Genomic DNA, 19518 nt, shown 5'->3' with positions numbered 1-19518 from the left:
ATCGTCCCGGGGGATGATCGGGGGGACAGGGCTTTTCTGGCAGACTTCATGCCCATGGGCGACGCGACCGTGAGGACTCCGGAACGGCTGGGCGAGGCCGTTCCGCACCCCGTCACGGAGGAGACGGGGCGGGGACTCCTGCACCGGCTCCGGGCACCGCGCCGGCCCCGGCTGTGGTTCGAGATCCTGCTGATCGCGATCAGCTACTGGACGTACTCCCTCATCCGCAACGCGGTGCCCGAACAGCGGGCACAGGCGCTGCGCAACGCGGACTGGATCTGGCGCGCCGAGCGGCAACTCGGCATCGCCGTCGAGCAGTCCGTCAACCATGCCGTGGACTCGGTGACTTGGCTGGTCGTCGGCATGAACTACTACTACGCCACGCTGCACTTCGTGGTGACCCTCGGGGTGCTCGTGTGGCTCTTCCGCAGTCACCCCGGCCGCTACGGGGCGACCCGGCTGGTCCTCTTCGCGACCACGGGCGTCGGCCTGGCCGGCTACTACCTGTATCCGCTCGCCCCGCCCCGCCTGATGAACGGCGGTGACTTCATCGACACCGTGATGGTCCACGAGACGTGGGGGTCGATGGCGTCCGGGGACCTGAAGAACATGTCGAACCAGTACGCGGCGATGCCGTCGATGCACATCGGGTGGTCGGTGTGGTGCGGGCTGACGGTCTTCGCGCTCGCCTCGGTGCCGTGGGCGCGGGTGCTGGGGCTCCTGTACCCGGTGCTGACGCTGGTGGTCATCGTGGCGACCGCCAACCACTTCTGGCTTGACGCGGTGGGGGGCGTGCTGTGCCTGGGCTTCGGCTACGCGGTGGCCGGGCTCTGGTACGGGGCGCTGCCGCACGCGCTGCCGCGGGGCGTGCCGGCGGGTGAGCGGCGGCCCGGGGCCCGGCCGCCCGGGCGGGCCTGAGGCCGCCCGCCGGCCGCGGGCGGGCGCGCCCCTGCCGGGCGGCCCCGCGTTCCGCCTCACCGGCGGTTCCGGGGAGGGCGTTCCGCCCCCGGCGCCCTCCGCCGGCTGGGCCGTCACGCGTAGAACAGCTCCTCCACCACCGCCCGTGCCCGTCGGGCCGTGCGCCGGTACTCGTCCAGCATGTCGCCCGCGTGCCCGGGGCCGTGGCCCAGGTAGCGGCCCACCGCCGCCAGCTCGCGCGCGTCGGACGGGAAGGTGTCCCCGGCCCGGCCGCGCACCAGCATCACCGCGTTGCGGACCCGCGACGCCAGCACCCACGCCTCGTCGAGCGTCCCGGCGTTCTCCGCGGAGATGAGCCCGGCCTCGCAGGCGGCTGCCAGGGCGCGGCGCGTCCTGGTGGTCCGCAGGCCCGGCTCCGTGTGCCCGTGCCGCAGCTGGAGGAGCTGCACGGTCCACTCGACGTCGGACAGCCCGCCCGGCCCCAGCTTGGCGTGCAGCTTGGGGTCCGCGCCGCGCGGCAGCCGCTCGGACTCCATCCGGGCCTTGAGCCGCCGGATCTCCCGTACGGCGTCCTCGCCGAGCCCGTCGGCCGGGTAGCGCAGCGGATCGACCAGCTCGACGAACCGCCGACCCAGGTCCGGGTCGCCCGCGACGCACTCGGCCCGCAGCAGCGCGTGCCGCTCCCACACCAGGGACCAGCGCCGGTAGTAGGCCTCGTACGACTTCAGCGTCCGCACCGGCGGCCCCGACTTGCCCTCCGGACGCAGGTCGGCGTCGATCAGCAGCGGCGGGTCGGCGCTCGGCACCTGGAGCAGGCGCCGCAGTTCGGAGACGACCTTGTTGGCGGCGTCCCCCGCCTCCCGCTCGTCGACCCCGTCCAGCGGCTCGTGCACGAAGAGCACGTCCGCGTCCGAGCCGTAGCTCAGCTCGTGCCCGCCGAAGCGGCCCATGCCGATGATCGCGAACCGGGTCGGCAGGGTGTCGCCCCAGCCCTCCCGCACGACCGCGCGGAGCGTTCCCGCCAGTGTCGCCGCCGTCAGGTCGGACAACGCGCCGCCGACCCGGTCCACCAGGGCGCCCGGGTCGGCCTCGACGGGCCGCGCCTCGGTGCCGTAGGAGCCGACGATGTCCGCGGCGGCCGTCCGGAACAGCTCCCGGCGCCGCACCCCGCGCGCCGCCGTGACCGCCTGCACCGCCCCGTCGGCGCGGCGGACCGCGGCGAGTATCTCCTGCTCCAGCTGGGGCCGCGCGCGCGGCGCCAGTCCCCCGCCGTCGCCGTCACCGAGCAGCGCGACGGCCTCGGGCGCCCGCATCAGCAGGTCGGGGGCGAGCCGCCCGGCGGAGAGCACCCGGGCGAGGTTCTCGGCCGCCGCGCCCTCGTCCCGCAGCAGCCGCAGGTACCAGGGCGTCTTGCCGAGGGCGTCGGAGACCTTGCGGAAGCCCAGCAGGCCCGCGTCCGGGTCGGCGGAGTCGGCGAACCAGCCGAGGAGCACGGGCAGCAGGGTCCGCTGGATGGCGGCCTTGCGGGTGACACCGGACGCCAGCGCCTCCAGGTGCCGTAGCGCGGCGGCCGGGTCGGCGTAGCCGAGGGCGACCAGGCGCTCCCGCGCGGCCTCGGCGCTGAGCCGGGCCTCGCCGGGCGCCAGCTGGGCGACGGCGTCGAGCAGCGGCCGGTAGAACAGCTTCTCGTGCAGTCGGCGCACCACGGAGGCGTGCCGCCGCCACGCGCGCAGCAGCCCGGTGACCGGGTCGGTGCGCAGACCGAGGGAGCGGCCGAGGCGGCGCAGGTCGGCCTCGTCCTCGGGCACGAGGTGGGTGCGCCGCAGCCGGTGGAGCTGGATGCGGTGCTCCATGGAGCGCAGGAAGCGGTACGCCTCGTCGAGCTGGGCGGCGTCGGCCCGGCCCACGTACCCGCCCGCGGCGAGGGCCTCCAGCGCGTCCAGCGTCGTGCCGCTGCGCAGGGACGTGTCCGCCCGTCCGTGCACCAGCTGGAGCAGCTGCACGGCGAACTCGACGTCCCTGAGACCGCCCGGGCCCAGCTTGAGCTGCCGGTCGACCTCGGCGACGGGGATGGTCTCCACCACCCGGCGGCGCATCTTCTGCACGTCGGTGACGAAGTTCTCGCGGTCGGCGGCCTGCCACACCAGCGGCTGGAGGGCGGCGACGTAGTCGGCGCCGAGCCCGCGGTCGCCGGCCACCGGGCGGGCCTTGAGCAGCGCCTGGAACTCCCAGGTCTTGGCCCAGCGCTGGTAGTAGGCGACATGGCTGCTGAGGGTGCGCACCAGGGGGCCGTTGCGGCCCTCGGGGCGGAGGTTGGCGTCGACGGGCCAGATGGAGCCCTCGACGGTCGTCTCGGAGCAGATCCGCATCATGTGCGAGGCGAGCGAGGTCGCGGCCCGCAGCGCCCGGGTCTCGTCGTCGGACCCCTCGGCGGCCTCCGCCGGCTCGCCCACGAAGATCACGTCGACGTCGGAGACGTAGTTCAGCTCGTGGCCCCCGCACTTGCCCATCGCGATCACCGCGAGCCGGCACAGCGCGGCCTCCTCGGGCGCGGCGGCCTCGGCGAGGGCGAGGGCGGCGCGCAGCGTGGCGGTGGCGAGGTCGGCCAGTTCGGCGGCGGTCTCGGCGACGTCGATGGTGCCGCACACGTCGCGGGCGGCGATGGACAGCAGGCAGCGCCGGTAGGCGACGCGCAGCGAGACGGGGTCGGTGGCCTCGGCGAGGCCGTGTTCGAACTCCTCGACCCCGCGGTGCAGGTCGCGCGGCTCGTAGGTGACCAGGGCCTGCCAGTCCCCGGCGTGCCGGGCGAGGTGGTCGGCGAGCGCCTCGGAGGCGCCGAGCACCCCCAGGAGGCGGTCGCGCAGGGGTTTGGAGGCTGTCAGGGTGTCCAGCAGCTCCCGGCGGGCGGTGGGGCCGGGCTGCGCCTCCAGCAGCCGGACCAGGCCGTTCAGGGCGAGATCCGGGTCGGCGGTGGCACCCAGTGCCTGCAGCAGGACCGGGTCGTCGCGGACGGCGGCCAGTTCCGTGCCGTCCAGCAGCCGCTCGGCGGCCGAGGCATCGGTGAAGCCGTGCCGCAGCAGCCGCGTGAAGGTACTGCTCCTGCGCCCCGGCGCCGTCATCCCGGCCTCCTCCTCGCCCTCCGGATCAAGGTCGTACGGCCCGAGCGTAACCGGACGGCGGCGTGCGGGCGCCGGGACGTACCGGCTTCGGCCTCCGGTGGCCGGACATGGACTCGTACGATATCTTGTACAAGCCGCGAAGGGAGGCATCGGTATGTCCATCACCGCCAGCGAAGCCCGTCAGAATCTCTTCCCGCTGATAGAGCAGGTCAACGAGGACCACGCCCCGGTGCACATCACCTCCCGCAAGGGAAACGCCGTGCTCATGTCGGAAGAGGACTTCACCGCCTGGACGGAGACGGTGCATCTCCTGCGGTCGCCCAAGAACGCCCGCCGTCTGCTCGACTCGATCGCGGAGGCCGAGGCCGGCGGTGCGCGCCGGCGTGACCTGATCGACCCGGACGCGGAGCGGGCGTGAGAGTCGCTTTCACGTCGCACGGCTGGGAGGACTACGTCCACTGGGCCGAGAGCGACCGGAAGGTGATCAAACGGATCAACAAACTGATCACCGACATCACCCGTGACCCGTTCAAGGGGATCGGCAAACCGGAACCCCTGAAGGGCGACCTGTCGGGCTACTGGTCACGCCGTATCGACGACACGCACCGCCTGGTCTACAAGCCGGCCGACGACGAGCTGATCATCGTCCAGGCGCGGTACCACTACTGACGCGCCGGCACCCACTGCACACCCCGCACGCCCCGCACCTGCACGTACTGGCAGGTACTGGCACGTACTGGCAGGTACTGGCACCACCGAACGACACCGTGACCGCCGAGGACTTCACAAGGAAGTCGAAGGAGCCATGCCGTGGACTTCACCCTCGAAGTGATCCCGCTGCCCGTGACCGACATCGACCGGGCCCGGGACTTCTACCGTGACAAGGTCGGCTTCCACGTCGACATCGACCAGGAGGTCATGCCGGGGATGCGCATCGTCCAGCTCACCCCGCCGGGCTCGGGCTGCTCGATCGCCCTCGGCGACGCCATCTGGGACATGGCGCAGGGACAGACCGCGCCGGCCCCCGGCACCTACCAGGGGCTGCAGCTGTGCGTCGCCGACATCAAGGCGGCCCACGCGGAGCTGGTGGGGCGCGGCCTGGAGGTCTCCGAGCCGGTGCAGTACGCGCCGGACGACGGCGCCACGTTCATGTACTTCACGGACCCGGACGGCAACGGCTGGTCGGTCCAGGAGTACCGGCGCCGGGCGACGGAGCCGCTGCACCAGGTGCTGGCGGACCAGAAGCGGCAGGGGTAGCCGCGGGACGGCCGTGCGGCTCCCTCGGCCCCGCCCCCGCCGGCGGCTGGTGATCGGGAGCCGTACGGCCGTCGCCGGCCCCCTGCCCGCCCGCACCACCATCGATGACCGGGCGGGGCCGCCGGTGCCCGCCTCACGTCGGCGGCTTCGCGCCCCGCTCCGCCAGCAGGTCCGCCATCAGCCGGATCTCCGACTCCTGCGACTCCACCATCCCCCGGGCCAGCCGCTTCTCCACGCCGACCGTGCACCTGTCGGCGCACCCCGCGGCCATGTGCACGCCGCCCCGGTGGTGCTCCGTCATCAACCGGAGGTAGTGGACCTCGGCCCGCTTCCCGTCGAGCGTCGCCAGCTTCTCCATCTCGGCGTCGGTGGCCATCCCCGGCATCAGCGAACCCTCCCCGGCCGAGGGCGCGTCGCCCATGCCCATCCAGGTCATCGGCGGGTCGGACGACACCTTCGGCAGGCCCCACAGGTCGAGCCAGCCGATCATCATGCCGCGCTGGTTGGCCTGGGTCTGCGCGATGTCGTACGCGAGCCGCCGCACCTCCTCGTCCTCGGTGCGGTCGCGCACGAGGTACGACATCTCCACCGCCTGCTGGTGGTGCACCGCCATGTCCCGCGCGAACCCGGCGTCCGCGGAGTCGGCGGCCGGGACGCGGCCCGCACCGTCGTCCCCGGCGACGGCGTAGGTGATCGCGCCGGCCGCGACGAGGACCGCCGCGGCGGCCCCCGCGGTCCAGCCGGCCCTCCTCGGTGTCACTGCGACAGCCCGTTGGTGCACGCGGCGCCCGGCTCGGGGGTCTGCTCGCCCTGGACGAACTTCTCGAAGAACGCGTCCACGTCCGGGTCGTCGGCGCCCGTCACCGTGCGCTGGTGCCCCCAGGCGGACAGCATGATCGGGTCCGGCTGTCCGTCGTTGGGGCTCATCAGCGTGTACGGCGTCTTCTTCACCTTCGCCGCCAGCTTCTCCACGTCGGCCTTCGGGGCCTGGTCGGTGTACGTCACCCAGACGGCGCCGTGCTCCAGCGAGTGCACGGCGTTCTCGTCGTTCAGCGGCTTGGTGTACACGTCGCCGTTGCAGTTCATCCAGACCTGGTTGTGGTCACCGCCGACGGGGGGATCGGCGGGGTAGGACACCTTCTTGGTGACGTGGTCGCGCGACAGCGTCCCCTTCCAGGTCCGCACCCCGTCCGCGCCGGCGACGAACTCGCCGGAGGCCTTGCCGTCGGACGCCGTGGCGGAGGAGGAGTCGTCGGACTGCGACCGGACCAGGACGACACCGCCGGCGACGAGACCGGCGACGACCACGACGCTGACGGCGATCGTGAGAATCCGGTTGCGGCGGTCGCGGGCCTCCTCGGCGCGCCGCATCTCCGCTATACGTGCCTGCCGCGCCGTGTTGCTGCTCTTCTTGGCGGAACCCATGGGGTGTGCCCTTCTGGGAAAGGTGGGGCGGTGGAGTCCGCCGATCGTAAGGGCGAAGGAGGGCTCCGTCGTAGGGAGATCACAGGATCTGTCGCGGCGGGGCCGCCGGAATGGCCCGATCGAACACGCGGCCTCTACCCTGCGGTGAGGATCGGTGGGCCGGCCGGGGCCCGCAACGCGTACGAAACCGTGCTGTGGTGTGATGCTCAGGTGCGCGGCCGCCTTCCGCCGTACCGGAGACAGGCGGCCTGACCAGCAAGGATGGGGAAGCGGAAGATGGACAAGCAGCAGGAGTTCGTGATCCGGACGCTGGAGGAGCGCGACATCCGGTTCGTACGCCTGTGGTTCACGGACGTTCTGGGCTTCCTGAAGTCCGTCGCCGTGGCCCCGGCCGAGCTGGAGCAGGCCTTCGACGAGGGCATCGGCTTCGACGGCTCGGCGATCGAGGGCTTCGCCCGGGTCTACGAGTCCGACATGATCGCCAAGCCGGACCCGTCGACCTTCCAGGTCCTGCCCTGGCGCGCGGAGGCCCCCGGCACCGCCCGGATGTTCTGCGACATCCTCATGCCGGACGGCTCGCCGTCCTTCGCCGACCCGCGCTACGTCCTCAAGCGCGCCCTGAACCGCACCTCCGACCTGGGCTTCACCTTCTACACCCACCCGGAGATCGAGTTCTTCCTGCTGAAGGACAAGCCCGTCGACGGCACGGTGCCGACCCCGGCGGACAACTCCGGGTACTTCGACCACACCCCGCAGAACATCGGCATGGACTTCCGCCGCCAGGCGATCACCATGCTGGAGTCGATGGGCATCTCGGTGGAGTTCTCCCACCACGAGGGCGCCCCCGGCCAGCAGGAGATCGACCTGCGCTACGCGGACGCGCTCTCCACGGCCGACAACATCATGACCTTCCGCCTGGTCATGAAGCAGGTCGCGCTGGAGCAGGGGCTCCAGGCCACCTTCATGCCCAAGCCGTTCTCGGAGTACCCGGGCTCGGGCATGCACTCGCACCTGTCCCTCTTCGAGGGCGACCGCAACGCCTTCTACGAGTCCGGCGCCGAGTACCAGCTCTCCAAGGTCGGCCGCTCCTTCATCGCGGGCCTGCTGCGGCACGCGGCGGAGATCTCGGCGGTCACCAACCAGTGGGTGAACAGCTACAAGCGCATCTGGGGCGGCAGCGAGCGCACCGCCGGCGCCGGCGGTGAGGCCCCGTCGTACATCTGCTGGGGCCACAACAACCGCTCGGCGCTGGTCCGCGTCCCGATGTACAAACCCGGCAAGACTGGTTCGGCCCGCGTCGAGGTCCGCTCGATCGACTCCGGCGCCAACCCGTACCTGACCTACGCCGTCCTCCTCGGCGCCGGCCTGAAGGGCATCGAGGAGGGCTACGAACTCCCGCCGGGCGCCGAGGACGACGTCTGGGCCCTGTCCGACGCCGAGCGCCGCGCGCTGGGCATCGAGCCCCTCCCCCAGAACCTCGGCGAGGCCCTCGCCCTGATGGAACGCAGCGACCTGGTCGCCGAGACCCTCGGCGAGCACGTCTTCGACTTCTTCCTGCGCAACAAGCGGCAGGAGTGGGAGGAGTACCGCTCCCAGGTCACCGCCTTCGAGCTGCGGAAGTCGCTGCCGGTGCTGTAGGGGGCCGGTCGGGGGTGTCGCGCGCACGGTCGGCTCGGGCCGGGGGGTCCCCGGCCGGTGCTCCCCCGGCGTTCCCCGGCCCGGAGGGCGGCCCCTGCCCGGGGCGCGTGTCGGTTCGGCGAACGGGGCGCGGCGGGCCGGACCGCCGGTCGTCGGGGGCGGTCGTCGGCCTGTGTCGCCGCGTCCGCACCGGCTGGACGTCCGGGACCCCCGCACACCGGCTCGGCGACGGCCGGTGTGCGGGGGTCCCTCCTCTCGGGGAGGCGTCCTCAGCCGGGCCCGGAACGGTTCCGGGCCTCGTCCGCGAGGCTGCGGCCGGAGGTGCGGGCCTGCTCGGTGACCTTGCCGCCCTGGCCGCGTGCCTCGTCCTGGGTGGTGCGGGCCGCCTGCGCCGCGGTGTCCTTCACCTCCGCGGCAGCCTCCTGGGTCGCTTCCTTCGCGCCTTCCTTCAGGTGCTGCGCGGACTCGGTCGCGGCCTGCTTCACGGGTTCCAGGGCCTCGCTCTGCATCAGCTCCGAGGCCTTCTGCCGCTCGGTGCGGGAGGCCGGCAGCAGCGAGGAGGCCAGCACCCCGACCCCGAAGGCGACCAGACCGGCCGCCAGGGGGTTGCCCTGGGTCTGGCTGCGGGCCATCCCGGGCGCCTGCTGCACGGCGTGTCCCGCCTGCTCGGCCGCGTCGCGGGCGGTGCCGACCGCCTGACTTGCCGCGTCGCGGGCCGATTCGGCCGCCCGTCCGGTGCCCTCCTGGAGCGATCCGGCCGCCGACTGGGCGCCGTCGCGCACGCCGTGCGCCGTGGACGACGCCGGGCCCATGACCCGCTCGCGCACGCCTGACATCGCGCCGCGCATCCGGGCCTTGCGACGCCGGGCCACGCGCCGGGGACTGGTCCGGTCGGCGAGCCGGTCCACGTCCGTGGCCAGCCGGCCGCGGGTGGCCTCTATCTCGGCCCTCATTTGGTCGGGTGACGTGCCCATTCCGCGTTCTCCTTCATGGTCTCGACGGTTCGCTCCGGCTTCGGCGACACGGTCTTCATCCGCGCCCGGCCCTTCATGTAGAGGAGGGCCGCGGCGACACCCCAGAGCACGGCGACGATCAGGGCTGCCCAGCCGCCGTCGATGACGTTGGCCAGGCCGAGCACGGCGGCCAGGGACAGGAACAGCAGGACCATGCAGCCCGCGAAGCCGGCGCCGCCGAACATTCCGGCGGCCTTGCCCGCCCGGCTCGCCTCGTCCTTGACCTCCGCCTTGGCCAGCTCGACCTCCTGCCGGAAGAGGAGCTGCAGGTCCGTGGTCACCGCGGACAGCAGGTGGCTCACGGACCGGTCCTGCTCGGGGGGTTCCGGGTCCTCCTGGTGCGCCCCCGTGCCGTGGACGGGAGAGATCATGGCCATCTCACACCTCCGGACGGCCACGGCCCGGGGTGCCGTCCCACGAGGACCCGACGGTCGGCGGCCCGGACGGCGGCGGCGTGGCGGTGCCCTGCCCGGAGATCGCGGGAGGACCGGTCGGTACGACCTGCTGCTGGGCCGACGGCCCCAGGGCACCGCGGTCCGCCGTCGCGGTGCGGCCGTCCTGCCCAGATCCGTCGGCCCCGGACGAGCCTCCGGAGGCCTTCGCCAGGCGGCCGACGGCCAGTCCGGCCAACAGGGCCCCGCCCAGGAAGGCACCGGGCCGCCGCCGGGCGAAGTGCTGCAGGTCGCCGACGAGTCCCTCGACGCCCCGCTCGTCCAGGTAGTCGGCGGCCCGGCCGCCCCGGTCGGCCGCGTGGGTCACCAGGCTGCGGGCCGGGGAGTCGTCCCGTGCCTGGTCGGCCAGACCCGAGAGATCGCTCGCCCACTGGCGCAGCTGGCCGGCCGCGCGCTTGGTCTGTCCCTCCGCCTCGTCCATCGCACGGCTTCGCAGGTCCTCCAGGACCGTGCCCGCCTGCTGCCGCGCCTCGCCCACCACGGAGCGGGCCTGGTCCGCGGCGGTTCCCGCCACCTGGCTCGCGGCCTGCCTGGTCTGGTCGGCCGTGGCGGACGCCTCTGCCCTCGCCTTCTGCTGGGTGGCCCCGGTTCCGGTCTGTACGGACTCACTCATCGGCAGTTCTCCTCGTCGGATGTCCTGCGTGCGGTCCCGTGTCCCTCAGGGCCCGGCGGGGCGCCGGAAACCGGGGTTCACGTGACCGTCCGTCCCCCTCCGGGTGGCCACTTGGTGGCTTATGACACGTTTTGCCCACCTATTATCCGAGCGGATGCGCGGACTTGACCCGCACTTGCCGCTGCGAGTGATCACCTGTGCGCCCCGTGTGACCGAAGTGCCCGTCCGTCACCTTTCGCGGACACTCCGTCACCGGGCACCCCGAGCCCGGGGCGCGCCGCTCGGGTCGGCGACTTCCTGCCGTCACGCCGCGGCGGGCGGAGGGACGAAGGACCAGGCGGATGAAGGACGAGGCGGACGAGAGACGGGGTCGGTGAAGGACGGGGCGGACGAAGGCCGTTCTGCGCGCGCGGCCCCGCGCCCCGCGCCCCGCTCCGCCGCTACGGGCCGCCTCCCGCACCCTCCACCCGACGAGGGGTGCCCGCGTGCATCGGTGGTCTCAGCGGTTCTCCCCATCCGCTTCGGGGAGGAGAGGTGCGGGGCCCGCGTCGTCCGGTGCGCGGTCGGCCGCCTCCGGGGTGCGGGGGACGGTGCCGTCGTCGGCGCGGCGGCGAGCGGCGTCCTCGTCGGTCCGGGCGTCGTAGCCGAGGAGGCTGGGCAGTGCGACGGTGAGCATGCCGACCGCGGCGACGCAGGCCAGTCCGCCGGTCCAGATCGCCGGGCGGGCGCCGGTCCAGCCCGCCATCGCACCGGCTCGGACCTGGCCGAGCTGCGGGCCGATGCTGTACGAGAGCACCTCGATGCCGGCGAGCCGGCCCCGCAGCCGGTCGGGGATGGTCTGGTTCCAGATGGTCATGCGGCCCAGTCCGCTCAGCATGTCCCCCGCTCCGGCCAGGGCGAGGCACACCAGCACCAGCCAGACCTGCGACGTCCAGCCCGCCGCCGCCATGGCCAGGCCCCAGCCGGTGGCGCCGAACACCACCAGCAGGCCGTGCCGTTGCGTTCGGGAGACCCAGCCGCTGGTCAGGCTGACCAGCAGCGAACCGACGGCGCCCGCCGAGTACATCAGCCCCAGCGACCAGTCGGCGTCCAGCTCGTCGGCGAGGAAGGGGAAGATGGTGTTCGGGAAGGCGAAGAACATCGCCGCCAGGTCGATCGAGTACGTGCCCAGCAGCACCGGCCGGGACCAGGCGTACCGGGCGCCTTCGGCGATACCGCGCCAGGACGGCTTGGCCGCGTGCTCGACGGGCGGCACGGGCGACAGCCGGCGGCACATCAGCACCGAGGCGCAGAAGCAGACCACGGTGGTGGCGTACGCGGTGACGTTGCCCGCGTACGCCACGACGAGGCCCGCCGCCGCGGGGCCGGCGATCGCGCCGGCCTGCCAGCGCAGGGCGTTCAGGGCGGCCGCCGCGGCGAGCTGGTCGTGCGGGACGATCCGGGCCAGCAGCGAGTCCAGTGCGGGCCGTTGGAGTCCGGCGAGCGCCGCCACCCCGGCCGCCACCACGTACAGCGGCCACAGACTGGGCCGCGGCAGCACCGCGTTCAGCAGCAGGACGCCTGCCAGCAGTCCCAGTCCCGCCTCGGTCAGCACGATGACCTTGCGCCGGTCCACCGCGTCCGCGAGTGCCCCGCCGTACAGTCCGAAGACCACGAGCGGCACCAGTTCGACGGCGCCCATCGCACCCACCGCGAGGGGCGAGCCGGTCAGCTCCTTGATCTGGAGGGGCAGCGCGATCAGGGCCATCACGCTGCCGAGGTAGGTGACCAGGCCCTGGGTCCACAGGAGGCGGAAGTCCCGGGAGGAGCGCCAGGGCGCGAGGTCGGGCAGCAGCGCGGCGAGCTTCGCAGGCATGGTTCAGCGGCTCCCGGCCGGTCCGGACGCCGGGTGCGTGCCGCTCGTGTGCCGTGGCGCCGCGGCGGGCGGGTGCGGATGGGACGAGGACATGGCCGTACTCCGTGTTCCTGGGCCGGAGGCGCCGGGTCGGGAGCTCCGGGTGTGATCGGTGGTGGGCGGGACGCCGGGCCGGGCGTGCCCCGCCCGGCCGGGTGGGGCAGGGGCGCGGCGAGGCACTGGACCGGGGTGGCGGGCGGGGGCCGGGAGGGTTCCGTCGCGTGTACGACGCGTGTACGACCCGACGGGGCCCGGCGCTTCTCCGGGCCGAGGTGTCACGGCGAGGTCAGCCGGTGCCGGCCGCCTCGTGGCCGCCGCCGTCGTGGCGGCCCGCGTCCCGGCCGCCGCCGTCGTCGCGGCGGCCCGCCTCTGGGGCGCCGCTGTCGCCGCGGGCGGTGGGGCCGGACGGGAGCGTCGCCGTGCGGGCGGGCGCACGAAGGCGGGGAGGTCTCATCGGCCCGGGTGGTCGCTTTCGGTCGGCGCTGCCGGGGCGCCCGCGTCCGGGACCGTGGAGTGAGGGGTCGCGGAGGGGGCCCGGCAGGCGCGGCATCGAGGTCAGGTATGGCTCAGCTCAGAGATTAGGGTGTCGGCGCACGCGCATCAATCGAGTTTTTTCGACAGGCTTTGTAGCGATCGGGACACCCGTGCGCCCTCTTACCGCGCCCGGAACCTGCCCGGCGTCGTCCCCGTCGTCCGCCGGAAGGCGGCCCCGAAGGCACTCGCCGAGCGGTAGCCGACCACGTCGGCCACCACGTCGACCTCGAAGCCGCGGGCGAGGAGCTGCACGGCGTGCTGGGCCCGCACCGCGGCGACCCACCGGGCGAAGCTCGTGCCCGTCTCGGCCTGGAAGGCGCGGGTCAGCGTACGGGCGCTGCACCCGAGGGCGGAGGCCCACCCGGTCAGTGTCCGCCGGTGGGCGGGGTCGGCCCGGACCGCGTCCACGATCGGCCGCAGCAGCGTCGAGGTGGGCAACTGCACCAGCAGCGCCCGCGACGAGGGCCGCAGGACGTCGAGAACCATCGCCTCGGTCACGGCCCGGGAGCGCGCCGTCAGGTCCGCCTCCTCGAGCCGCTCCAGGAGAAGCCGGAGCAGCGGGGTGATGTCCACGGCGACCGGCACGTCGGGCAGCTCCGAGACCGTGCCGTGCCGGAAGAAGTGCGCCCGGTAGGAAGTGCCCGCCACCGCCGAGGCGGAGTGCAGCTGCCCCGCCGGCATCCACAGCCCCAGGGTCGGCGTGACGCACCACACCTGGGTCCCCACCACGACCGTGGACGCGCCGTGTCCGTTCCAGAGGAGTTCGTGCCAGGGGTGCGAGTGTTCGTTCCAGGCCGTGTCGGCGGCGACGACCTCCTCGAACCCCTGGATGACGAAGGGCACGTCCACCTCACCGGCGGCGAGCGCCGGCAGCTCCCTGGTGACGCGCATGCGCTCAGGCTAACCGGCGGCCGGCCGGCACCGGACGCCCGGGCCGACACCGCGGGGGCCGTCACCGCCGGGCCGGCAACGCCGGACCGTCACCACAGAACCGGCAACGCCGGACCGTCACCGCCGGACCGCCTCGGCGCTCTCCGGCACGTGCCCCGCGACCAACCGCCGGCCCCCTCCACGGGGCTCCGCGGCGAACTGGCCGCCCTGCGCTCCCTGCCCGTCTGGCTCGCGCTCGGCACGACCGTGGCGGGCTTCGGCGCGCTCTTCGCGGCCTACAGCTACATCACCCCGATGCTCACGGACGCCGCCGGCTTCGCCGAGGCCGGGGTGACGCTGCTGCTGGCCCTGTTCGGCGTCGGCGCCACCGCGGGCAACCTGCTGGGCGGCCGCCTGGCCGACCACTCCCTGCGGGGCACCCTCTTCGGCGGCCTGGCCTCCCTGGTCGTGGTCCTCGCCCTCTTCCCGCTCCTGATGCGCACGGAGGTCACGTCGGCCGCGGCGGTGGCGCTGCTGGGCATGGCCGCCTTCCTCACCGGGTCCCCCCTCCAGCTGATGGTGATGGAGAAGGCCGCCGCGGCCCCCTCCCTCGCCTCCTCGGCCAACCAGGCGGCCTTCAACCTCGCCAACGCCGGCGGCGCCTGGATCGGCGGCCTCGCCCTCGCGGCGGGCTTCGGCGTCACGTCCCCGGCCACGGCGGGCGCGGCCCTGGCCGTCCTCGGCGTGGCGGTCGCGGGCGCGGCGTACGCGGTGGACCGGCGCCGGGCCGCCCCCGCCGGAGTGCGGGGGGGCGTGGTCGCGCGGGATCAGGGCGGCCAGGGCCGCCATCGCCGCGACGCCGATCGCGCTCACGCCGAGGAAGGTGGCCCGCCAGCCCAGCTGCTGGCCCATGGCGGTGGCCGCGGGTACGCCGACGATGTTGGCGACGGTGAGGCCCAGGAACATCAGGGAGACGGAGCGGGCCTTGCGTTCCGGTGCCACCATGCCGGTGGCGACCACGGCGCCGACGCCGAAGAAGGCGCCGTGCGGCAGGCCGCTGACGAAGCGGGCGGCCAGCAGGGAGACCTCGCCGGGTGCGGCGGCCGACAGGGCGTTGCCGATCACGAACAGCGCCATCAGGGCGATGAGGACGGTGCGGCGGGACATCCGCGTGGTCGCCGCCGCGAGCAGCGGGGCGCCGACGACGACGCCGAGCGCGTACGCCGAGACCAGGTGGCCGGCGGCGGGGATCGAGAGGTGCAGGTCGTCCGCGACGTCGGGCAGCAGGCCCATCATCACGAACTCGGTCGTACCGATGCCGAAGGCGCCCACGGCAAGGGCGAGCAGGGCCAGGGGCATGAAGGGTCTCGCCTTTCGAGCGGAGGAGTCGCGTACGGGACTGTTCGCTATGTTCCCGTACGGAACAAAGCCTCTCAGGGCGAGTATTCCGCGAAGTGACGGGCGGGTTTCCGGCAGCCGCCCGCAGGGGGCCGATCAGGGACTTTCAGGATGCCGTTGTGTCGACCTTCACACGCGCGGCGATCGGCAGATGGTCGCTGCCGGTGGCCGGGAGCGTCCAGCTCGTCTCCGGTTCGACGCCGGTGACCAGGATCTGGTCGATGCGGGCCATCGGGAAGGACGCCGGCCAGCTGAAGCCGAAGCCGTCCCCCGCGGCGCCCTGCGGGGAGCGCATCTGGGAGGTGATCGCGGTGAGCGCGCGGTCGTTCATGGTGCCGTTGAGGTCACCGAGCAGGATCTTGCGGGACAGCTTCTCGCCGGCGATGGCCTCGCCGAGGGCGTCGGCGCTCTTGTCGCGCTGCCGGGCGGTGAAGCCCGCCTCCAGCTTCACCCGTACGGAGGGCAGGTGGGCGACGTACACGGCGATCTGCCCGGAGGGCGTGGCGACGGTGGCGCGCATCGCGCGCTTCCAGCCCAGCCGGATGTCGACGGCCTGCACGTCACTGAGCGGGTACTTGCTCCACAGCCCGACCGTGCCCACGACCGCGTGGTGCGGGTACTTGGCCTCCAGTGCCTTCTCGTACGTCGGCACGGCGGACGCCTTCAGCTCCTCCAGGGCCATCACGTCCGCGCCCGCGGCGGCCACGGCGCGGGCGGTGCCGGCCGGGTCGGTGTTGTCGGCGTTGACGTTGTGCGTGGCCACCGTGAGGTCGCCGCCCGCGCCGGTCTTGTCGAAGAGCAGGCCGCCGAAGAGGTTGAGCCACACGCTCACCGGCAGCACCAGCGCGATCAGCGCCGTCGCCGACTTGCGGGCGAACGCGATCACCAGCAGGACCGGGATCAGCAGGCCGAACCACGGCAGGAAGGTCTCCGTGAGGCTGCCGAGGTTGCCGATGGCGTTCGGGATGTGCGAGTGGGCCGCCATGACGACCGCCAGGACGACGGCCACCGCGGCCGTGACCAGGCCCCGGCGCCAGATCCGCCGGTCGCCGCGCCAGCCGGTGACCGCACGGTCGAACAGGCGTCGAAGCCGGGCTCCCCGGTGCTCGGGCCCCGAGCCGCCGTTGTCCGTCTCCGTCATGTACGCCTGCTGCGCCATACCGTCGCCTCACTGCCTGCCGTGCACACCGTCGCTCCCCCCGTGACTCAGCACCCTAGGGGATGATCGGTTCCGATCCTGCCGTCTCCCGACGGCCGTACGGGCACGAGGACGTACGAGTCGGCGCCCGGAGTTCCGTGCACCGCCGGGAGGGGCCGCTCTGTGACACAACGGGCACATTCGCCCCTCCGGTCGACGGGTCCGGCGGCCCATGACGGGGGTCCCCTAGCCGCCGGGAGGCAGGAGGTGCCACCATGGAAGGGATCCGGGGACGCCGTGAGGGTGCCTCGAGATGACATGAAGGAGCCGTTGCCATGACGCAGCTTTCGGCTGCCCCGACGACGCAGAGCCGGCCCGCCGACGGGAGCAGGGCACTGTACGGGGGCAAGAGCAACCGCCGTATCACCGTCCGGGACATCACCGCCGCCAAGGAGCGCGGCGAGAAGTGGCCCATGCTCACCGCGTACGACGCGATGACCGCGTCCGTCTTCGACGAGGCCGGCATCCCGGTCATGCTCGTCGGCGACTCCGCGGGCAACTGCCACCTCGGCTACGAGACCACCGTGCCCGTCACGCTGGACGAGATGACCATGCTCTCGGCCGCGGTCGTACGGGGCACCGGCCGCGCCCTGATCGTCGGCGACCTGCCCTTCGGTTCCTACCAGGAGGGCCCGGTGCAGGCGCTGCGCTCGGCGACCCGGCTGGTGAAGGAGGCCGGGGTCGGGGCGGTCAAGCTGGAGGGCGGCGAGCGCTCGCACCGGCAGATCGAGCTGCTGGTGGAGTCCGGCATCCCCGTGATGGCGCACATCGGCCTCACCCCGCAGTCCGTCAACGCCATGGGCTACCGGGTGCAGGGCCGGGGCGAGGAGGCCGCCCAGCAGCTGCTGCGCGACGCCAAGGCGGTGCAGGACGCGGGCGCCTTCGCGGTCGTCCTGGAGCTGGTGCCGGCCGAGCTGGCCGCCGAGGTGACGCGGACGCTGCACATCCCGACGGTCGGCATCGGCGCGGGTGCGCAGACGGACGCCCAGGTGCTGGTGTGGACCGACATGCTCGGGCTGACCGGCGGCCGGGTGCCGAAGTTCGTCAAGCAGTACGCCGACCTGCGCCGGGTCATCGGCGACGCGGCGAAGGCGTTCGCCGACGACGTGATCGGCGGAACGTTCCCGCAGGAGGAGCACTCCGTCCACTGAGCCATCGCGGTACGACACCGGCCCCGCCGATCCACCCCCGTCGGCGGGGCCGGCCGTTTCTCCCCGGGCCTCCTTCCACCGGCTCGCGGCTCCCGTCGGCGGGGCCGCGCGGCTGTCGGCGGGACGTCGGCGGGGCCGGGCCGCCGTCGGCGGGATGTCGGCGCTTTGTCGGCGGGGCCTGACAACGTCGCCGGCATGAAGCGAATCGACGACAGCCCCCGGGCCGCGGGGAGCGCGGTCACCGTGCGGGGGCTGGTCAAGCACTACGGCGACACCAAGGCGCTGGACGGCGTCGACCTCGACGTGCGCGAGGGCACCGTGATGGGTGTGCTCGGGCCGAACGGCGCCGGCAAGACCACCCTCGTCCGCATCCTGTCCACCCTGATCACCCCCGACGCGGGCGAGGCGCACGTCGCCGGCTACGACGTCGTACGGCAGCCGCGACAGCTGCGCCGGGTGATCGGGCTCACCGGGCAGTACGCGTCCGTGGACGAGAAGCTCCCCGGCTGGGAGAACCTCTACATGATCGGGCGCCTGCTCGACCTGTCCCGCAAGGACGCCCGCACCCGGGCCGGCGAACTGCTGGAGCGCTTCTCGCTCACCGAGGCCGCCGGGCGGCCCGCCCGCACCTACTCGGGCGGCATGCGGCGCCGCCTCGACCTGGCCGCCTCCATGATGGGGCGCCCGGCCGTGCTGTACCTGGACGAGCCCACCACCGGCCTGGACCCCCGTACCCGCAACGAGGTGTGGGACGAGGTCAGGCGCATGGTCGGCGACGGCGTCACCGTGCTGCTCACCACCCAGTACATGGAGGAGGCCGAGCAGCTCGCCTCCGAGCTGACCGTCGTGGACCGCGGCAAGGTCATCGCGAGCGGCGGCATCGAGTCGCTGAAGGCCAGGGTCGGCGGCCGCACCCTGCGGGTCCGCCCGGCCGACCCGCTCCAGCTCCGCCCGCTCGCCTCCCACCTGGACGAGCTGGGCATCACCGGACTCGCGAGCTCCACCGTGGACGCCGAGCGCGCCGCCGTCCTGGTGCCGATCCTCAGCGACGAGCAACTGACCGCCGTGGTCGGCGCGGTCACCGCGCGCGGCGTCACCCTGTCCTCCGTCACCACCGAACTGCCCAGCCTGGACGAGGTCTTCCTGTCCCTCACCGGCCACCGCGCCCGTGCCCCGCAGGACCCCGCGCCCGCCGAAGCCCGCGAGGAGGTCGCCGTATGAGCGCCGCCACCGCACCCCCCGCTCCCGCCGCCGACGCCCGGATCACCCCGCGCGGGCACCTGCGGCACACCGGCGCCCTGGTCCGCCGCAACCTGCTGTGGATGCGGCAGGACCCGGAGTCCGTGTTCGACGCGCTGCTGATGCCGGTCGTCTTCACCCTGCTGTTCGTGTACGTCTTCGGCGGCTCGATCGGCCAGGCCCTCGGCGGCGGCCAGGACGGCTATGTGCAGTACGTGATCCCCGGCATGATCGCGATGATGAGCATGACCCTGTCCCAGGGCGTCGGCACCGGGTTCAGCCAGGACTTCAACTCCGGTGTCATGGACCGCTTCCGGTCCCTGCCGATCGGGCGCGGCTCCGTGCTCTTCGCGAAGATCGCGGTGGAGATGCTGCGGATGCTGTTCGCGACCACCGTGCTGATGGTCGTCGCCGTCCTGGTCGGCTTCGACATCCGGAACTGGGCCGGCCTGTTCGCGGCGGTCGGGCTGTCCGCGGTGTTCGCCTCGTCGATCATGTGGGTGTTCCTCACGCTGGGCGTGATCCTGAAGAACGCGCAGTCCGTGCAGGCGATGGGCTTCATGGTGCTGTTCCCGCTGCAGTTCGGCTCGTCGATCTTCGCGCCGACGCAGTCGATGCCGGGGTGGCTGCAGGCCTTCACCGACTACAACCCGCTGTCCACGCTCGCCGACGCGGCGCGCGGACTGATGGTCGGCGGCCCGGTCGCGCACGACCTGTGGATCACGCTCGGCTGGTCGGTGGCGATCACGGCGGTGATGGCGCCGGTCGCCATCCACAAGTTCCGCACCAAGAGCTGACC

18 protein-coding genes and 2 pseudogenes are annotated in these 19518 nt (G+C 73.4%); 9 read left to right on the top strand and 11 right to left on the bottom strand.

Annotation, left to right across the window (positions count from 1 at the left end):
• Positions 1 to 54: 54 nt before the first annotated feature.
• Complete coding sequence (locus tag ACVV2G_RS01550; protein WP_453840698.1) at positions 55 to 918, top strand: phosphatase PAP2 family protein; 864 nt, start codon at positions 55 to 57, stop codon at positions 916 to 918.
• A gap of 113 nt (positions 919 to 1031) precedes the next feature.
• Here ACVV2G_RS01550 and ACVV2G_RS01545 read toward each other — a convergent pair whose 3' ends face one another.
• Positions 1032 to 4037: a bifunctional [glutamine synthetase] adenylyltransferase/[glutamine synthetase]-adenylyl-L-tyrosine phosphorylase gene (locus ACVV2G_RS01545; RefSeq protein WP_453840697.1), complete on the bottom strand. Its 3006-nt coding sequence runs from the start codon at positions 4035 to 4037 to the stop codon at positions 1032 to 1034.
• A 154-nt stretch (positions 4038 to 4191) separates the two neighbouring features.
• Between ACVV2G_RS01545 and ACVV2G_RS01540 the strand changes: the two genes are divergently transcribed.
• The 3 genes from ACVV2G_RS01540 (at position 4192) to ACVV2G_RS01530 (ending at position 5294) form a co-directional block, all read left to right on the top strand.
• Positions 4192 to 4455, top strand: a complete 264-nt coding sequence (locus tag ACVV2G_RS01540) for a type II toxin-antitoxin system Phd/YefM family antitoxin (RefSeq protein ID WP_053129810.1) — start codon at positions 4192 to 4194, stop codon at positions 4453 to 4455.
• Complete coding sequence (locus ACVV2G_RS01535; RefSeq protein WP_453840696.1) at positions 4452 to 4706, top strand: Txe/YoeB family addiction module toxin; 255 nt, start codon at positions 4452 to 4454, stop codon at positions 4704 to 4706. Before ACVV2G_RS01540 ends, ACVV2G_RS01535 begins: the two co-directional genes overlap by 4 nt.
• A gap of 141 nt (positions 4707 to 4847) precedes the next feature.
• Complete coding sequence (locus tag ACVV2G_RS01530) at positions 4848 to 5294, top strand: VOC family protein (protein WP_453840695.1); 447 nt, start codon at positions 4848 to 4850, stop codon at positions 5292 to 5294.
• A gap of 133 nt (positions 5295 to 5427) precedes the next feature.
• On the opposite strand, the gene ACVV2G_RS01525 is transcribed toward ACVV2G_RS01530, so the two are convergent.
• Entirely contained in the window at positions 5428 to 6054 is a 627-nt protein-coding gene (locus tag ACVV2G_RS01525) for a DUF305 domain-containing protein (protein ID WP_453840694.1), read from the bottom strand.
• Positions 6051 to 6719 (bottom strand): thioredoxin-like domain-containing protein, encoded by a 669-nt coding sequence (locus ACVV2G_RS01520; protein ID WP_453840693.1) that lies wholly within the window; start codon positions 6717 to 6719, stop codon positions 6051 to 6053. Before ACVV2G_RS01520 ends, ACVV2G_RS01525 begins: the two co-directional genes overlap by 4 nt.
• A gap of 276 nt (positions 6720 to 6995) precedes the next feature.
• Here ACVV2G_RS01520 and ACVV2G_RS01515 point away from each other — a divergent pair, with 276 nt between their 5' ends.
• Positions 6996 to 8357, top strand: coding sequence for a glutamine synthetase family protein (locus ACVV2G_RS01515; protein WP_453840692.1), 1362 nt, complete (start codon positions 6996 to 6998; stop codon positions 8355 to 8357).
• Between the two features lie 269 nt (positions 8358 to 8626).
• Here the strand turns inward: ACVV2G_RS01515 and ACVV2G_RS01510 are convergent, their stop codons facing one another.
• From ACVV2G_RS01510 to ACVV2G_RS01485, 6 genes are all read right to left on the bottom strand, one after another.
• Entirely contained in the window at positions 8627 to 9331 is a 705-nt protein-coding gene (locus ACVV2G_RS01510) for a DUF3618 domain-containing protein (RefSeq protein ID WP_453840691.1), read from the bottom strand.
• Entirely contained in the window at positions 9307 to 9741 is a 435-nt protein-coding gene (locus ACVV2G_RS01505; RefSeq protein WP_453840690.1) for a phage holin family protein, read from the bottom strand. The genes ACVV2G_RS01510 and ACVV2G_RS01505 overlap by 25 nt, the downstream gene beginning before the upstream one ends.
• A gap of 7 nt (positions 9742 to 9748) precedes the next feature.
• A complete protein-coding gene (locus ACVV2G_RS01500; RefSeq protein WP_453840689.1) occupies positions 9749 to 10435 on the bottom strand; it encodes an ATP synthase subunit B family protein in 687 nt (228 codons plus the stop codon).
• Positions 10436 to 10934: 499 nt separating this feature from the next.
• On the bottom strand, positions 10935 to 12290 hold the full coding sequence (locus ACVV2G_RS01495) for an MFS transporter (RefSeq protein ID WP_453840688.1): 1356 nt from the start codon (positions 12288 to 12290) through the stop codon (positions 10935 to 10937).
• Between the two features lie 325 nt (positions 12291 to 12615).
• A complete protein-coding gene (locus ACVV2G_RS01490) occupies positions 12616 to 12783 on the bottom strand; it encodes a hypothetical protein (RefSeq protein ID WP_453840687.1) in 168 nt (55 codons plus the stop codon).
• A 200-nt stretch (positions 12784 to 12983) separates the two neighbouring features.
• Positions 12984 to 13754 carry a helix-turn-helix transcriptional regulator gene (locus ACVV2G_RS01485; RefSeq protein WP_453840686.1) on the bottom strand — a complete coding sequence of 257 codons (771 nt, stop codon included), beginning with the start codon at positions 13752 to 13754 and terminating at the stop codon, positions 12984 to 12986.
• A 165-nt stretch (positions 13755 to 13919) separates the two neighbouring features.
• On the opposite strand from ACVV2G_RS01485, the pseudogene ACVV2G_RS01480 reads away from it, so the two are divergent.
• Positions 13920 to 14543, top strand: a pseudogene (locus tag ACVV2G_RS01480) (MFS transporter); the annotation flags it as partial.
• Between the two features lie 3 nt (positions 14544 to 14546).
• On the opposite strand, the pseudogene ACVV2G_RS01475 reads toward ACVV2G_RS01480, so the two are convergent.
• Both ACVV2G_RS01475 and ACVV2G_RS01470 read right to left on the bottom strand, forming a co-directional pair.
• Positions 14547 to 15092, bottom strand: a pseudogene (locus tag ACVV2G_RS01475) (MFS transporter); the annotation flags it as partial.
• A gap of 145 nt (positions 15093 to 15237) precedes the next feature.
• Entirely contained in the window at positions 15238 to 16290 is a 1053-nt protein-coding gene (locus ACVV2G_RS01470) for an endonuclease/exonuclease/phosphatase family protein (protein ID WP_453840685.1), read from the bottom strand.
• Positions 16291 to 16604: 314 nt separating this feature from the next.
• Here ACVV2G_RS01470 and panB point away from each other — a divergent pair, with 314 nt between their 5' ends.
• The 3 genes from panB (at position 16605) to ACVV2G_RS01455 (ending at position 19516) form a co-directional block, all read left to right on the top strand.
• Positions 16605 to 17480, top strand: a complete 876-nt coding sequence (gene panB / locus ACVV2G_RS01465) for a 3-methyl-2-oxobutanoate hydroxymethyltransferase (protein WP_453840684.1) — start codon at positions 16605 to 16607, stop codon at positions 17478 to 17480.
• Between the two features lie 195 nt (positions 17481 to 17675).
• Positions 17676 to 18701: an ATP-binding cassette domain-containing protein gene (locus ACVV2G_RS01460; RefSeq protein ID WP_453840683.1), complete on the top strand. Its 1026-nt coding sequence runs from the start codon at positions 17676 to 17678 to the stop codon at positions 18699 to 18701.
• The gene (locus ACVV2G_RS01455; RefSeq protein ID WP_453840682.1) at positions 18698 to 19516 is read left to right on the top strand and encodes an ABC transporter permease; all 819 of its coding nucleotides are present in this window, start codon (positions 18698 to 18700) and stop codon (positions 19514 to 19516) included. The genes ACVV2G_RS01460 and ACVV2G_RS01455 overlap by 4 nt, the downstream gene beginning before the upstream one ends.
• Positions 19517 to 19518: the final 2 nt, after the last annotated feature.

The organism is Streptomyces sp. JK94, assembly GCF_053613315.1.
The sequence above is the reverse complement of the archived record's forward strand: the minus strand, read 5'-3'. Positions and strand labels throughout refer to the sequence as shown.

Excerpts from the sequence above, each read along its gene's own strand:
- ACVV2G_RS01550 (WP_453840698.1), top strand. The coding sequence starts at position 55 with ATGGGCGACGCGACCGTGAGGACTCCGGAACGGCTGGGCGAGGCCGTT.
- ACVV2G_RS01545 (WP_453840697.1), bottom strand. The coding sequence starts at position 4,037 with ATGACGGCGCCGGGGCGCAGGAGCAGTACCTTCACGCGGCTGCTGCGG.
- ACVV2G_RS01540 (WP_053129810.1), top strand. The coding sequence starts at position 4,192 with ATGTCCATCACCGCCAGCGAAGCCCGTCAGAATCTCTTCCCGCTGATA.
- ACVV2G_RS01520 (WP_453840693.1), bottom strand. The coding sequence starts at position 6,719 with ATGGGTTCCGCCAAGAAGAGCAGCAACACGGCGCGGCAGGCACGTATA.
- ACVV2G_RS01515 (WP_453840692.1), top strand. The coding sequence starts at position 6,996 with ATGGACAAGCAGCAGGAGTTCGTGATCCGGACGCTGGAGGAGCGCGAC.
- ACVV2G_RS01510 (WP_453840691.1), bottom strand. The coding sequence starts at position 9,331 with ATGGGCACGTCACCCGACCAAATGAGGGCCGAGATAGAGGCCACCCGC.
- ACVV2G_RS01505 (WP_453840690.1), bottom strand. The coding sequence starts at position 9,741 with ATGATCTCTCCCGTCCACGGCACGGGGGCGCACCAGGAGGACCCGGAA.
- ACVV2G_RS01500 (WP_453840689.1), bottom strand. The coding sequence starts at position 10,435 with ATGAGTGAGTCCGTACAGACCGGAACCGGGGCCACCCAGCAGAAGGCG.
- ACVV2G_RS01495 (WP_453840688.1), bottom strand. The coding sequence starts at position 12,290 with ATGCCTGCGAAGCTCGCCGCGCTGCTGCCCGACCTCGCGCCCTGGCGC.
- ACVV2G_RS01490 (WP_453840687.1), bottom strand. The coding sequence starts at position 12,783 with ATGAGACCTCCCCGCCTTCGTGCGCCCGCCCGCACGGCGACGCTCCCG.
- ACVV2G_RS01485 (WP_453840686.1), bottom strand. The coding sequence starts at position 13,754 with ATGCGCGTCACCAGGGAGCTGCCGGCGCTCGCCGCCGGTGAGGTGGAC.
- ACVV2G_RS01470 (WP_453840685.1), bottom strand. The coding sequence starts at position 16,290 with ATGGCGCAGCAGGCGTACATGACGGAGACGGACAACGGCGGCTCGGGG.
- panB (WP_453840684.1), top strand. The coding sequence starts at position 16,605 with ATGACGCAGCTTTCGGCTGCCCCGACGACGCAGAGCCGGCCCGCCGAC.
- ACVV2G_RS01460 (WP_453840683.1), top strand. The coding sequence starts at position 17,676 with ATGAAGCGAATCGACGACAGCCCCCGGGCCGCGGGGAGCGCGGTCACC.
- ACVV2G_RS01455 (WP_453840682.1), top strand. The coding sequence starts at position 18,698 with ATGAGCGCCGCCACCGCACCCCCCGCTCCCGCCGCCGACGCCCGGATC.